11 protein-coding genes, 1 other RNA gene and 1 pseudogene are annotated in these 14,612 nt (G+C 36.3%); 3 read left to right on the forward strand and 10 right to left on the reverse strand.

Annotated elements, in window-relative coordinates:
• The first annotated feature begins 206 nt into the window (after positions 1-206).
• Positions 207-1,484 carry an extracellular solute-binding protein gene (locus Q0Y84_RS01210; protein WP_297949991.1) on the forward strand — a complete coding sequence of 426 codons (1,278 nt, stop codon included), beginning with the start codon at positions 207-209 and terminating at the stop codon, positions 1,482-1,484.
• 55 nt (positions 1,485-1,539) lie between these two features.
• Here the strand turns inward: Q0Y84_RS01210 and Q0Y84_RS01215 are convergent, their stop codons facing one another.
• From Q0Y84_RS01215 to Q0Y84_RS01235, 5 genes are all read right to left on the reverse strand, one after another.
• On the reverse strand, positions 1,540-2,772 hold the full coding sequence (locus Q0Y84_RS01215; RefSeq protein ID WP_297949993.1) for a metallophosphoesterase: 1,233 nt from the start codon (positions 2,770-2,772) through the stop codon (positions 1,540-1,542).
• A gap of 3 nt (positions 2,773-2,775) precedes the next feature.
• The gene (locus Q0Y84_RS01220) at positions 2,776-3,900 is read right to left on the reverse strand and encodes a class I SAM-dependent RNA methyltransferase (RefSeq protein WP_297949995.1); all 1,125 of its coding nucleotides are present in this window, start codon (positions 3,898-3,900) and stop codon (positions 2,776-2,778) included.
• A gap of 65 nt (positions 3,901-3,965) precedes the next feature.
• Positions 3,966-4,333: RNase P RNA component class B (rnpB, locus tag Q0Y84_RS01225), an RNA gene on the reverse strand.
• A gap of 26 nt (positions 4,334-4,359) precedes the next feature.
• Positions 4,360-4,773, reverse strand: coding sequence for a DivIVA domain-containing protein (locus Q0Y84_RS01230; protein WP_297949997.1), 414 nt, complete (start codon positions 4,771-4,773; stop codon positions 4,360-4,362).
• A gap of 93 nt (positions 4,774-4,866) precedes the next feature.
• Positions 4,867-5,436, reverse strand: a complete 570-nt coding sequence (locus Q0Y84_RS01235) for a DUF1273 domain-containing protein (protein WP_297949999.1) — start codon at positions 5,434-5,436, stop codon at positions 4,867-4,869.
• A 68-nt stretch (positions 5,437-5,504) separates the two neighbouring features.
• Between Q0Y84_RS01235 and recU the strand changes: the two genes are divergently transcribed.
• Both recU and Q0Y84_RS01245 read left to right on the forward strand, forming a co-directional pair.
• Positions 5,505-6,134 (forward strand): Holliday junction resolvase RecU, encoded by a 630-nt coding sequence (recU, locus tag Q0Y84_RS01240; protein WP_297950001.1) that lies wholly within the window; start codon positions 5,505-5,507, stop codon positions 6,132-6,134.
• 2 nt (positions 6,135-6,136) lie between these two features.
• Positions 6,137-8,458, forward strand: coding sequence for a PBP1A family penicillin-binding protein (locus Q0Y84_RS01245; RefSeq protein ID WP_297950003.1), 2,322 nt, complete (start codon positions 6,137-6,139; stop codon positions 8,456-8,458).
• A gap of 154 nt (positions 8,459-8,612) precedes the next feature.
• Here the strand turns inward: Q0Y84_RS01245 and nth are convergent, their stop codons facing one another.
• The 5 genes and pseudogenes from nth to Q0Y84_RS01270 form a co-directional block, all read right to left on the reverse strand.
• Positions 8,613-9,242: an endonuclease III gene (nth, locus tag Q0Y84_RS01250; protein ID WP_297950005.1), complete on the reverse strand. Its 630-nt coding sequence runs from the start codon at positions 9,240-9,242 to the stop codon at positions 8,613-8,615.
• 1 nt (position 9,243) lies between these two features.
• Positions 9,244-9,888, reverse strand: a complete 645-nt coding sequence (locus Q0Y84_RS01255) for a DnaD domain protein (protein ID WP_297950007.1) — start codon at positions 9,886-9,888, stop codon at positions 9,244-9,246.
• Positions 9,889-9,968: 80 nt separating this feature from the next.
• On the reverse strand, positions 9,969-11,267 hold the full coding sequence (gene asnS / locus Q0Y84_RS01260) for an asparagine--tRNA ligase (protein WP_297950009.1): 1,299 nt from the start codon (positions 11,265-11,267) through the stop codon (positions 9,969-9,971).
• 53 nt (positions 11,268-11,320) lie between these two features.
• Positions 11,321-11,818 (reverse strand): hypothetical protein, encoded by a 498-nt coding sequence (locus Q0Y84_RS01265; protein WP_297950011.1) that lies wholly within the window; start codon positions 11,816-11,818, stop codon positions 11,321-11,323.
• A gap of 5 nt (positions 11,819-11,823) precedes the next feature.
• Positions 11,824-14,601 (reverse strand): annotated as a pseudogene (locus Q0Y84_RS01270) (helicase C-terminal domain-containing protein); the annotation flags it as partial.
• Positions 14,602-14,612: the final 11 nt, after the last annotated feature.

A 14,612-nucleotide genomic window follows, 5' to 3' on the forward strand; every position in this document is an offset into this window, starting at 1 on the left:
ACTAATATTTTTATTAAGCAAATAAATGTTGATGTATCAATGTTTTCAAACACTAAAAAAAGTCAAGAGTTGATTTTCACTTTCTTAACCAGTAGTATATTATCTTGCATTGATTAATAAGTGACACAAGATATTGTACTTATTAAAATAAAAATTTATTTTAAATTTCATTTTTATTAATGCTATTTTTTAGTGAGGAGAATTCGATGATAAAGAAAGGCTTAAAAAAATATTTATCAATTGGTGCAGTAACTACCGCAGCATTATTTTTAGCAGCTTGTTCAAATCAGAAGAGCACTGCCCCTGCTAAAAATGGTAAGACTGAAATTACCATGTGGCATGCAATGAACGGTGCGCAACAAAAAACTTTAAAACAATTGACTAATAAATTTGAGAAGGAAAATCCTAATATCAAAGTTAAGCTAGAAAATCAAGGCAATTACCCTCAATTACAAGGGAAAATCACTTCTACTCAGCAAAACCCTAATAACTTGCCGACAATGACTCAGGCCTACCCTGGTTGGCTTTACCAAGCTGCTCAAAATAAAATGTTGGCTAATTTGACACCATACATTAATAATTCAACTTACGGTTGGGGCTCAGCTGCCAAATCTAATATTCGTCCTGAATTAATGAAGGGTGCGCAAATTAATGGCGTCCAATATGGTATTCCCTTCAACAAATCAATCGAAGTCTTAACTTACAACAAGACCTTGCTTAAGAAATATGGCTTAAAGGTGCCTAAGACAATGGCAGAGCTTAAATCTGTTTCTAAAGCAATTTATGAAAAATCAAACCATAAAATTGTTGGTGCTGGTTTTGACAACTTAGCCAACTACTATGTTCTAGGCCTCAAGAATGAAGGACAAACTTTTGGTCGTTCAACCAAGTTAGAGTCGGCTGTCTCTAAAAAAGTTATTAACTTCTATGCAGATGGCGTACGCAATGGCTACTTTAGAACCGCTGGTAGTGAACGTTACCTCTCCGGTCCTTTTGCTAATGAAAAAGTCGCAATGTACATCGGTACTTCAGCTGGTGAAAGCTACACTAAGATGGGCGTAGGTAATAAATTTACATATGGTGTTGCTCCTCGCCCTGGTGAATACACTATTTCTCAAGGAACTGATCTTTATGTCTTCAACTACGCTTCAAAAGCACAAAAGCAAGCCGCAATGAAATATATGAAGTTTTTGACTAACAAATCTAGCCAATTAACTTGGGCTAATGAGACTGGCTATATTCCTGTTAATGATAATGTATTAAATAGCAAGGCATACTTGGACAGCAAGATGAAATTACCAAGTGTCTTAAAGAATTCAATGAAGCATCTTTACAGCGTTCCTGTAGCTAAGAATTCTGACTCTGCTTATAATGGTATGAATCAAATTATGGAAAACATTTTAATTGCTGCTAATAAGCATCAAAATATTAATGCTCAAATTAAGGCTGGCCAACAAAAATTAGATAGCGCTTGGCGTCAATAATGATATGAAAAAAGCATCCTCTTCTTGATATGATGGGGATGCTTTTTTGTGCTTTTTAATACCGAATTTTCACTTGTAAATTGCTATGCGTCGAAGTGTCGTACAGCGTCTTCAAATATAACCGATATTCTGGGTGATGCTTAATCAAAACTTGGTATTCTTTAGAAGCGTGGATCTTGTTTAGCTCGCTAACCTTGATGTGATTATGACCATTAAAGAAATGGTAGTTCATCCAACCAAACAAGTCGCCCATTGCTTTAACTAATTCAATATCTTCATGATATTGATTCAATTCACTTTGCATCATATCAGCTGAGATACTGCCTAACTGCAGATCTTTCAAATATTTACGAAAGTGAACCAAAGTATAATTCTCTTTTTCTTCATCATTCAAATATCTGGTCATGTCAAAATTACAACGCACATAAGTAATATGTCGTGAATGCACGCGTACTACACCATATCCTTGATCATTAGAGCAAAAACTTGACGTAACAATCTCTGTTGTCGGTGTCATATCTTGCGGTCCCATGATATTTTGCGCATGAATATGACCAGAAAAAGCCAACTTCACATTATACCGCGCACACAAACGTCGCAGATCAACTGCATCGTCAACCACGTAGCCTTTATTAACCGCAGGATTATGTGCGTATAAATTATGATGCATAAACAAAATTGGCCGCAATTGATGTTCTTGTGCATAGCGGAACTGTTTTTCAATCCACTTTAATTGCTCTTTGCCGATTTTACCATGAGTATGTGGTGCTTCAGTTGTTTCTTCTTTACCATAAATATTGGAATCTGCTAAAACCAGAAGATATTGTGGATTCAACTGGACACTATAAGCCAATGAATTACTATCTTCATCTAAAGCTTCACGATACGATTTATCAAAAATTGAACGCCAGAACATTGGACTAATTTCACCAGCATAAAATTGTTTTTTTCCGCGAAATTCTCTGGCCCAACCATCAAAAATATCATGATTACCAGGTAAAACCAATACTTTAGTTTCCTTTAATGGTTTAAAAATTTGGGCAAATTTCTCAGCCGAAACTCGCTCACCATTAAAGGTCAAATCGCCAGTTACAATAATTGCAGCAGGCTTTTTCCGCTGTGCCATCCGCATAAAAGCCGAAAGCGCAGTTTCTTGATAATACAAATCCTTCCCTTGGCTAGTCTTTTGCATCCGTGAAAAAGCTTGTCCTTCATCATGCAAACTATCCGAAATTAAATGTGTATCCGAAATTACCCAAAATTCTGTGTTAAGCTCTTTCGTAATCATTTTTTACCTTCTGTTAGCCCAATACTGGTAGAAATCAACTCTCAAATTACCATTAAATAATTTACGCTTCTTGGTAGCTTTTGCGCCAAAGCATTTTTCAAAGTTAGGATCTGCAGTTAAGTAATATTGACTAAACGAACTGAGTGGTCGCAATACTTCTCCCATTTGACGGTATAAATCTTCTGCCGACTCACGATCTTTCAATCGTTTACCATAAGGCGGATTGGCAATAATAATGCCGTTTTCTAAATCAGTAGTAAAGTCTTTAACCGCAACTTGTTTAAATCTAATATCTTGCAAAACCCCAGCATTATGAGCGTTTAATTTTGCTACTTCAAGAACTGATTGATCAATATCACTAGCCCAAATTGGTGATTCAAGCGGCTTTACTTCACTTTTTGCCTTAGCTAAAGCTTCGTCATGCAACTTAGGGTTAAACCAGTCAAAGCCATCAAAGGCAAATTCACGCCAAGTACCAGGTGCAATATTTTTGGCAATCAACGCTGCTTCAATTGCTAAAGTTCCTGAACCGGTCATTGGATCGATTAAAGGATGAGTACCATTATATGGTGTCAATTTTAACAAGCCAGCCGCAAAGTTTTCCTTCATTGGAGCGCCACCATGTTCAACACGGTAACCCCGTTTAAATAAACTCGCGCCAGTTGTATCCAAGGAAATTCTGGCTACATTTTTATAAATATGTACATCTAATGGATATTCATTACCAGTTTCTGGTAAAAAACCGCGACGATGGTATTGATCAACCATCTTATTAACAATTGCCTTCTTCACAATCGACTGCACATCTGGCTCAGAATGTAGTTTAGACTTAACAGCTCTACCTTGAACTGGGAATTTTGCATCTACTGGCAATAACTCGGCCCAATCATAGTCATAAACTTCATTAAATAAAGTATCAAAATCTGTTGCTCTGAATTCTTTAAGCAAGATTTTGATTCGATCAGCCGTTCTCAACCAAAGATTAGTTCTAACAATATCTGCTTGATTTCCTTTAAAAAAGACGCGACCATTTTCTACTCGGGTCTGATACCCCATCGCTTGCAGTTCTTTATTAACGACGCTTTCGAAACCAGCGCCCATGGTTGCATAAAGTTGGTATTCTTTCATTATTACTCTTTCATTTTCAAAATAAAAAGAGCTGAGCTAAAAAGCCCAACTCTGCCTGTGTGAATCTCTATAAGCCACGTTTTGTTCCAATGATCTTTGGCCAAGATCATCTTCAGTAGTCATCTATCTTTATTGCCTGAAGCAATAACCCGGTCTTTAGTTCATTTCCTTAGACCGAAACTCCCCCACCAAATTTGGGTTTCACACTCGCAGGGTTTACCTCGTTCCACCAAAGTCATTTCTAACTTTGCTTCGTCACTGTGGCACTTTTCAGGATAGTCATGCATGTCCGAAGATTTAGCACTTTTTCCGCCGTGAAGGCCTAAACCTTCCTCCAGCTTATTGGGCTGAATACGATCACTACAAGCATCTCAGCTTGTGCGTGCGTGGACTTTCCTCAGCTAACATCAGCTAGCCGCGCCTACTCGAAATTCACACTGTTAATCATTATAGCAAAAATTAAGGCTTTTGTAAGCCATAAACATGTTGTTCTAGATTATAAACTTTTCGCTCCAAGGTTGAAATCCGTTGAATGATTGCCATATTGGTTGAAATTTCGCCTTGTGCGTCATCTTCTTCATCAGCGAATTTTACTGGTGCAGTTCTTCTATGCGTTGGCGTATAAGTCTTAATCTTTTCTTCTTCAGCTTTCGCTGTCTTCTTTTCCTTTTGCTTTTCATCCATCAATTGACGCTGAAGTGTGCCAATTTGGCCATACAGATCTTCAATAATTTGTTGAAAAGTAGTATAGTCGGCAATTACTTCATCCAAATATGCATCAACTTCGTCAGGATCATATCCTTTTACTTTGCTTTTAAATTGCTTTTTTAATATATCTTGTCCTGATAATTTTATATCATTTAAATTTGCCATCTTACTGACAACTCCTTTACATTCCACCCTATTTTAGCAAAAACAACGTCGACTTAAAACAAAGAAACAGACTTTAATAAAATTTTTACCTTATTATTCTGAAAAACGATTCGTTTGATGATTCTCTTGATATTCTTCTGCCGCATCCTGCAAATCATAAAAATCAATTAAATCTAAAGGATATTCTTTAGTTTCTTGATATTTTTGGATTAAATTATAATCATATTTGGGTTTACCTGGATGTTCTGGATCATAGATCATTACTGCTCGATCAGTGTGTTGAATCATAAAATTCTGATAATTACGCAATTGCAATGGACTTTGATAAGGAGTATTAGAGGTTGAAGCAAAAAAATCAACTTTTTCTTTTAGATTAAGAAACTTTGCTTGATTACTTTCATTCCAGCGATTCGCAAATTCTTCATATGGAATCATCATTGAAGTTCTCACTGGATATTTTGTTCCTAATTCAATTCCAACTTCAGCTGCCCATTGCTCTACACCAAGATTTGCGCCAGTAATAATCCAATCCAGCCGTCCATCATCTAATAAACTTACCAAATAATTTTTTAGGGCATATTTAATGACAGTTATCTTAGGATCGCGATCACCAAAAACATTTAATTCATAGCCGCGATAACCAGTCACCCATAAGCGCTGCATTTGTTTAAGCCCCTCTCTTATTCAAAAATGTAGTCTTTATTGCTATAATGCTAACAGGAGTGAGGACAATGGTCAAATATCCTAGCGGCAGTTTAGCCGCATTTAGAAAACCTGTAACTAAAAAGGAAGAACATCAAGTTCGTCGTTCATATCACCATAAAAAAGGAGTTAACTTTTCTGATCGTGGGATGACGCTTGAACAACAGATTAATGAATCTAATAAATACTATTTAATGGAAGAAATTGCAGTTGTTCACAAAAAGCCAACGCCGATTCAGATCGTTAAGGTAGACTATCCTAAACGCTCCAAGGCAGTTATTCGAGAAGCTTATTTTAGACAAGCCTCGACTACTGACTACAATGGCGTTTATCAAGGCTACTACCTTGATTTTGAAGCAAAAGAGACGCGAAATAAGACTAACTTCCCGTTAAAAAACTTTCATGAACACCAGATTTTTCATTTAGATGAATGCTTAAAACAACAAGGAATTTGTTTTACAATAATTAGGTTCGCTAGTTTGGAACGCTATTTTGTAACTCCGGCTAGTTTTGTAATTCAAGCTTGGCGTAAAAAAGATAAAAGTTCTATGAGTTTAAAGGAAATTGAAGACCACTCTTTTGAAATAAAAAGTGGTTTTCGCCCTACCTTGCCTTATCTTGAGGCAGTAGATAAATTCATTGCAGATAGGAAAAGATAATAATGGCAGACAATAACAACAATATGAAACGAGAATCACGTAGAGACTACCACGGTCGAAGGCCAAGCGGTGGCCATTTATGGATTAAAATTATCAAATGGGTCTTTCTATTAGTATTTTTAGTAGTAATTTCTGGAATCGGGCTTTTTGCCTTTTATGCTAAAGACGCACCCAATATTAGTCAGGACCAACTTCAAAGTGGTAAATCTTCTAGTCTTTATACTAATAATGGTAAGTTTTTATTATCACTTGGTTCTGAAAAAAGAATCTACGTTAAAAATAAAGATATTCCTCAGCAATTAAAAGATGCTGTTGTCTCAGTGGAAGATAAACGTTTTTACAAGGATAGATTAGGCGTTGATCCAATTAGAATTGTTGGTTCAATGTTGACTAATGCTAAAAGTAACAGCATTGCTGCAGGTGGGTCAACTATTACCCAACAATTAGTTAAGTTAACGGTCTTCTCTACTGCCGCTTCTCAACGTACTTTAAAGAGAAAGGCGCAAGAAGCTTGGTTGGCGATGAAAGTTCAACACGAATTCAGTAAAGATCAAATTTTGGAATTTTATATTAACAAGGTCTTTATGAACTACGGTAACTACGGCATGGGTACAGCTTCAAATTATTACTATGGTAAGCCTTTAAATAAACTGGATTTGGCACAAACTGCATTAATTGCCGGGATGCCTAACGCACCTGTGGCATATGATCCATATCTTTACCCACAAAAAGCAAAATATCGTCGTGACATTGTTTTAAAAACCATGTTACAAAACGATAAAATCACCAAGGCTGAATACAATCAAGCAGTAGCAGAACCAATTAACAAGGGCCTCAAGATCCATCGAGCAAGTAACGAATCTAAAATTCGTCAAGTTGATGATCCTTATATTAAAGAAGTAATTTCTGAAGTTAAGAGTAAGGGATTTGACCCATACCATGACAATTTAAAGATCACTATCAACATTGATCAAAAAGCTCAAAATAAGCTTTACCAATTAGCTAACAACGGCTCTGTTCCGTTTACTAATAATCAAATGCAAATTGGGGCAACTGTAGTTGATCCAAATAACGGTCACGTTGTGGCAATCTTAGGTGGTCGGCACTTACCTTCTGTTCAATTAGGACTAGACCGTGCTGTTCAAACTGGTCGTTCTACTGGTTCATCAATTAAGCCTGTCCTTGACTACGGACCAGCTATTCAATATTTGAATTGGTCAACCGCCAAAATGATTGATGATAGCAAATATATTTACCCTGGTACTAATATTCAGCTTTATGACTGGGATAACAAATATGATGGCATGATGACCATGCGCAAGGCGTTAGAGCAATCTCGTAATGTCCCAGCAGTTAAAACTTTAGCTGACGTTGGTGTAAAACGTGCTTCAGCCTTTGCTCGTCGTATGGGAGTTAATGTTCCAGCAAATTCTGGTCTATCAGTTGCGATCGGTGCCAATGCATCTAGTTTACAAATGACTGGTGCGTACGCTGCTTTTGCCACAATGGGTGTTTACCACAAGCCACAATTTGTTTCTAAAATTGAAACTCCAGATGGCTTGACTAGAAATTATGACTCAAACGGTGTTCGGGTAATGAAAAAGTCAACGGCTTATATGATTACCGATATGCTGAAAGGTGTAATCAAGCGTGGCTCAGGTACGAATGCCAAAATTCCTGATCTTTACCAAGCTGGTAAAACTGGTACGGTTAAATATTCTGATGAAGATTTAGCTAAATATCCTGGCTATAATTCAACACCAAAGGATTCATGGTTTGTAGGTTACACTAGATCATACGTCATGGGCGTTTGGACTGGATATGACAATTTGAAAGATGGTACTATCTCAGGAATAGGTCAACAATCGGCTCAATTAATGTATAAGAGTATGATGACTTATCTAATGAGAAATAAACCTAACCTCAATTGGAAGCAACCTAAGTCTGTTGTTAGAGCTAAAATCGTTAATAATTCTAATCCACCTGAAGTAGCAACCAGTGGTGGTACTTGGCAATTATTTGTTCGTGGTCATGCTCCAGCTGGTATTGGCAATAGTGCCGCAAGTTATGACGAAGATGATGAGGAAACTGATACCAATAGTGATAATGGTAATACTGGTACAACAACTACTACTTCATCTAGAACAACACAGCAATCATCAAATCAAGAAAACGGTTCTGCTTCACGATCTAATAGTAGTCAACGTCAACGAGCTTCATCTTCACAAAGCAGATCTCAATCTTCTTCAGTTCAACAAAGTTCTTCTATCAGAAATCCTGGAAAAGAACAGCATGAAAATGACGATGATTCAGATCATGATTAATTGAATATGTCTAAAAGAATGGTACGTTTACCGTTCTTTTTTTTTTGCCGAAACGTAGTGAAGGCGTGGTTTTTTATAAGAATAATTTAGTAACAACGGATTATATAAAATTACTCAATAAAAAAAGCAGAAGTTAACCTCCTACTTCTCAAAATTATTTTTCAGAATTCAAATATGAATACGGATCGCCTTTAGCTCGTGCTGGCATCGTATACCGCCCAAATAAAATCATCGCATGATGTGTCTTCACCCATTGATCTTTAGGCAGTAGTGACTCCAACCGCTTTTCTACTTCATGTGGCGTAGCCTTTTCGTCAACAATATGGAATTTCTTAGAAATCCGTGATACATGCGTATCAACAGCAATAGCAGGAATTCCAAAGCCTTCAGCTAAAACGACATTAGCAGTTTTCTCTCCTACTCCTGGCAATGTCATTAGTGTCTTCTTATCTTCAGGAATTTGACTATCATATTTATCAACTAAAATTTCGGCAGTAGCCTTTAAATGTTTAGCCTTCGAACGAAATAACCCAATAGTTTTAATTTCTCGTTCAATTTGTTCAATTGGCGCCTTAGCCAAATCTACTGGCGTGGGAAACATCTTACTAAAACTTGGCATTACTCGATTAACCATCTTATCAGTTGTCTGTGCACTCAACATAACTGCACAAAGCAAGTGAAATTTGCTATCCCATTGCAATTCGCCACGTGCATCAGGATACAATGCTAAAATTTTATATAAAACCGCACGTGCCTCATCATCGCTTAACAATTCTTCTGTCATTTTATCGATTCCTCTTCAAAAATCTTTCAACTTCATCAGTTGTTTTAAGATTATGTCTTTGCCAATTAAGTAAAACTCGATCAATATATTTTAAAGAATAAGCTTGCGATAAAACAGCCTCACGTAAGGCAAGTTCAATTATTTCAGGAGTATAATGATCTACACTCAACCATTGTGCAATTTCTTCACGTTCAATTGGGCTCAGATAACGTCCAAATTCTACTTCCACTTTTCGTGATAAATAATTTAATGGGTTATTCTCTAAATCATCTACAACCGAAACTGTTTTATCTTTTTTCTTGTCCTTAATCAAAACGTTTTGGTCAAGATAGTGGTCAAGTGCATTATACAACTTATTAAGACTATATTTGTTGCCGATCTTATCTTGACTATCTGTCATTTGCTCAATCGTTAAATAATTACGCTCAATAAGACGTTGAATCAAATTTCCAACATCACTAACTGATAAATTAGTATTAGCAGCAATTTTTTCATTAGAAGGGAAACTCTCCCCTCGTTGACTGAAAGCTTCCAATTGAATTATCACGATTAGTTCCGCATCACTAATCCCTAATCGCGAGTAATAGGCAATTAATCCGTTTTGCAAAGTTGTAAAGCCTAATGCTCGATAATCTTTGAATTCCAAAATAATTTCCTTTCAAAAATAAAAGTTGAACTATTACTAGTCCAACTTTATATTCAAATATTTAATTATCAAAGATGTAACTAAGGTTGCATTCTGTTAATCAATCTTGGGAATGGAATTGCTTCACGAATGTGGTCAAGGTGACAAACCCAAGCAATTGTACGTTCAAAGCCCATACCAAATCCTGAGTGAGGAACACCACCAAATTTACGAAGATCAAGGTACCATTGGTAATCTTCCAAGTTTAAGCCAGCATCTTCAATTTGTTGCTTAAGAACTTCGTAGTCACCTTCACGTTCTGAACCACCAAAGATTTCGCCGTAGCCTTCTGGTGCAATAACATCAGCACATAAGTATTCCTTTGGATTGTCAGGATTCTTCTTCATATAGAATGGCTTAATTGAAGTTGGATAGTTGACAATAAAGACAGGACGATCGTATTGCTCTGAAATATAACCTTCATCTGGAGCACCAAAGTCATCGCCCCACTTGATATCATGTCCAGCATCTTGAAGCATCTTAATTGCATCATCGTAAGGAAGACGAACAAAGTTACCTTCTGTAGTTGGACGAAGCTTTTCTGGATCTCTACCAAGAATCTTAAGTTCATATTCATTATTTTCAAGAACTTGCTTAACCATGTAAGCCAAGTATCTTTCTTGAAGATCTAATGATTCATCTTGGTGCATCCAAGCCATTTCTGGTTCCATCATCCAGAATTCAGTCATGTGACGACGACCCTTTGATTCTTCAGCTCTAAAGGTTGGGCCAAAAGTAAAGATCTTACCATAAGCCATTGCACCTGCTTCACCATACAATTGACCTGATTGTGAAAGGTATGCATCATGATCAAAGTATTCTACATGGAATAATTGCGTAGTTCCTTCTGGAGCTGAGTGCATAAAGATAGGCGCATCAAATTTGATGAAACCTTCCTTTTCAAAGAAGTCTACTGTAGCCTTAAACATCGTGTTTCTAATTTGCATAATAGCAAATGGCTTCTTTGATCTTAACCACAAATGACGGTGATCAAGTAAGAAATCAACACCGTGTTCCTTATTAGTGATTGGATAGCCTTCATTATTTGAAACTACCTTTAAATCTGAAATTTGAATTTCATAGCCAAAGTGTGAACGCTCATCCTTGTGAACAGTACCAGTAATGTAAAAGCTGGCTTCTTGACGTAATTCCTTAGCAGCTTCAAACACTTCTTCTGATACATCATTCTTGCGAATTACCCCTTGGAAGAATGCAGTACCATCACGTAATTGCAAAAAGATAATCTTTCCGCTTGATCTTTTATCTGTTAACCAAACATGCATCTTAACTTCTTCGTCAACATGTTTAGAAGAATCTTTAATTGAAATCAATTCTGTCATAAATTCCTATCCACCTTTTTATCAATTATACAATTTCCATAATACCAAAGTTTCTACAAATTATCGACTTCTGAGATATCATTTCCATTTTTGAATTCATATAAAGTATAACCTAGGTTGCCGTTTTGTTTTTTATAGGCTACTTCCCAAGCAGCTTCGCCCTTATACCAACCAAGATTAATATTATTTATTGTAGCATCTGAATGGGTAGATTTAAACTTGTTTTTAATCTTGCTTTCAGTAATTCCTTTAGTTGCCGGATATAAATAAGCTTTCTTAGAATTTGGCAAATAAATAAAGTAGTATTGTTTACCCTTTTTATTAGTACCCGCTACCGCATAACTACTTGTACCACGATCTAAATGATAATAGCCTTGAATCTTACTAATTGGAGTTTTACTAGTAGCTAATTGAGCGATTTTTTGATCATTGCCCCGACTTTTAGAGCCAGCATAATAAAAAATCACAACGCTAACCAAAAAAGCAACTATTATCAAGCCAATTACCCAACTTACAAACTTAATGATTTGTCTTGTATCATCTTGTAACATAATTATTTATTTTCTAATTTCTTTTTCAATTCTTCTTTAGTAACTTTTTCGACTTTAACAGGAATAGTTTGTAAAAATTCTTGCCCATAACCTTTAGTCCATATTCTTGGATCCAGGATTACAAATTGACCATGATCATGTTCTCCTCTGATCAAGCGTCCCATTCCTTGTCTAAAGCGAATTACTGCTCTTGGTAAACTATCTTTAGTAAAAGGATCAATCCCTTGATCTTCTAGTTTCTTTTGTCTTAAACGGACTTCAGGTTGGTCTGGCGATTCAAACGGAATTCGTGCCGCAAAAACAACGTCAATGCCGCAATCATGGAAGTCAATCCCTTCCCAAAAACTATCAGCCCCAATGATAATTGCCTTTTTAGCAATCACAAAGCGTTTTGCAATTCGGTTATTCGAACCTGACAAGCCCTGAGCTAAAATTTCAAAATCCTTGAGCTGTGGCTCATTCATAATCATGGTAAAGACAGTTTTGATTTTTTCCAAGTTGGTCATCAAAACAAGCACATGATCCTTATTTTGAATGTCATGCAACAGAATATTGGCAATAGTCTTTTCAAAATTTTCACTATCAGGATTAGGCATATTGTTAACAGCCAAGACTTGCAAATGCTTTTTGATATTAAAAGTACTCTTACCAATATATTCTACCGGCTTTAAATCAGCTAAAGCCAGCTGACTGATTGCATATTCAAAATTATGATTGCTAGTTAAAGTGGCACTAACAAAAGCAATATGATCAAACCGACTATAGATCTGTTTTAACACTTCACTAGCATCAAGCATCAACCAATCTAAGTTAGTACTCAAAGGATCATCAGGATTAGTAATCATCAAAATAAAGCCATCTTGTTCTAAACCCTTTTGATCAGAAAGCAAATCAGCTAATTGATAGCCCTTTTCAGAATAGTAATCTAATCGATCAATTTGCTCAGTGATTTCATTAACCAATATTTCAACATTGGCCAGCATCCGTTCTTGTTCATTGTACAATTCAAACAAAACTTGATTGGTTAAGTCTCTAACTTCTTCTAGCTTTTGTTGAAACTTAGGCAAAACAGTCTTAAATTTGCTATTTTGTCCAAACAAGCCCTTACCTTGAAAACTAAGCTCCAGATTGCCATTAGCTAACAAGGTATGATTTACAGCATGATCTCGCTGCATATACAAGGCCTTTTGTAATTCATTAATTAATTGAATCAGTTCCAAAATTTTAGGATCTAGCTTTTTCAGCAAAAAGTTCAGTTGTACATCGTCATTAAATTGCGCTTCAACGCTTTCGTTTGAATAATAAAGCAAATTGCGCAAGTGACTTAAAACACCCCACAGTGCTTCAAAACGTAAAGAGTCATTGCGTGAACTTACTACATTATCTGTAAAGCGGTGTGCTTCATCAATCACCAGGTATGGATTTTGTCCCCAAATCGTATCCATATAATGGTTAGCTAAATAAGCATGATTGGTAACTAAAATATCCGCTGCTTCTTGTCTTCTGCGTGCTAAATTCCAAAAATCAACTGCCGCAAAACGACTACCAACTCGTGCATCCCCCGGGTGCTGGATCTGCGTAAAAAGTGGTGCACTATAGTTAGTCAAATTCAACTCATCCAGATCACCAGTTTTAGTCTTAGTTAACCAAACCAAAATCTGCATTTGCAAAATCAAGGTTGGTTTATTAGGCGTGCCCTGAAAAATTGTTTGCACAAATCCATCTAAATCAAGATAGCGACTACTTGACTTGACTACTTCGGCAGTTAAATCCAGCTTAGTAACCTTAAACAATTGCGGAATTTCATGTTCGATCATTTGCTCTTGCAAAACCTTAGTTGGCGCTGCTACTACTAATTTTCTCCCAGAATAAAGCTGATAGGCATAGGCAAAAAGATAAGAAAAAGTCTTCCCTGTCCCATTAGGTGCTTCAACCAACATCGCTTTTTTATCTGGTTCATTAATAAATTGGTGTAAATGATTGATCAAATCAACCTGCGCTCGCCGAAAATGAAGTTTGCCTTTAAAAATTTTGCGCTTTTCTTGATCAGTTTGGGGAAAATGGGCATTTTCTCCATGCCGCTCTAGATTATCATTTTGCTTTTGCAAAACAATATTGCGCACCTGCATATATTCTTTGCCCAAAGGCCGCTTTTCTTGCCTTAAATTATCCGCAATCGTCGTAATTACCCAAGAAGTATCACGAATCAAACCATGAGACAATGAACTAAGCGTATTCAAAGTAGCCTGTGGCAAACTCTCCAATTTGTTAATAATCTTTAACAATAAAATTGCCGTGCCGTAAGCATCAGAATCAGCCTTATGCGGATTTAAATGTTTGATCGCTAACTGAGCTGTTAAATCACTTAGTTTATAAGAAGGCAAGGTTGGAAAAGCAATCTTAGCTAATTCAACCGTGTCGATTGCCTTATTAGTCAAAGCATCGTAACCATGCTGGACTAATTCACAATTTAAAAAAGGTAAATCGAAATCTACATTATGCGCTACAAAAACAGTATTCTGTAAAATTTTGACAATCTTGGGTGCAAAATAGTTAAAATCTTTTGCTTTAGATACATCTTCATTCTGAATTTCCGTTAAGTTAACTACTGATTGGGGAATTTCCCGATGAGGATTAATTAAAAAAGAATATGTTTTAACGACTTTCAAATTCTTAATAATGGCACATCCAAATTGAATAATATGATGACCATTTTCGCGTTGGGTTCCTGTGGTTTCTAGATCAACTACGGCAAATGTATCTTTTACAAAACTCTTTGCCATATTCTTCCCCC

The sequence above is a fragment of the uncultured Lactobacillus sp. genome, from assembly GCF_947367125.1.
GTDB lineage: Bacteria > Bacillota > Bacilli > Lactobacillales > Lactobacillaceae > Lactobacillus.

Excerpts from the sequence above, each read along its gene's own strand:
- Q0Y84_RS01210 (WP_297949991.1), top strand. The coding sequence starts at position 207 with ATGATAAAGAAAGGCTTAAAAAAATATTTATCAATTGGTGCAGTAACT.
- Q0Y84_RS01215 (WP_297949993.1), bottom strand. The coding sequence starts at position 2,772 with ATGATTACGAAAGAGCTTAACACAGAATTTTGGGTAATTTCGGATACA.
- Q0Y84_RS01220 (WP_297949995.1), bottom strand. The coding sequence starts at position 3,900 with ATGAAAGAATACCAACTTTATGCAACCATGGGCGCTGGTTTCGAAAGC.
- Q0Y84_RS01230 (WP_297949997.1), bottom strand. The coding sequence starts at position 4,773 with ATGGCAAATTTAAATGATATAAAATTATCAGGACAAGATATATTAAAA.
- Q0Y84_RS01235 (WP_297949999.1), bottom strand. The coding sequence starts at position 5,436 with ATGCAGCGCTTATGGGTGACTGGTTATCGCGGCTATGAATTAAATGTT.
- recU (WP_297950001.1), top strand. The coding sequence starts at position 5,505 with ATGGTCAAATATCCTAGCGGCAGTTTAGCCGCATTTAGAAAACCTGTA.
- Q0Y84_RS01245 (WP_297950003.1), top strand. The coding sequence starts at position 6,137 with ATGGCAGACAATAACAACAATATGAAACGAGAATCACGTAGAGACTAC.
- nth (WP_297950005.1), bottom strand. The coding sequence starts at position 9,242 with ATGACAGAAGAATTGTTAAGCGATGATGAGGCACGTGCGGTTTTATAT.
- asnS (WP_297950009.1), bottom strand. The coding sequence starts at position 11,267 with ATGACAGAATTGATTTCAATTAAAGATTCTTCTAAACATGTTGACGAA.
- Q0Y84_RS01265 (WP_297950011.1), bottom strand. The coding sequence starts at position 11,818 with ATGTTACAAGATGATACAAGACAAATCATTAAGTTTGTAAGTTGGGTA.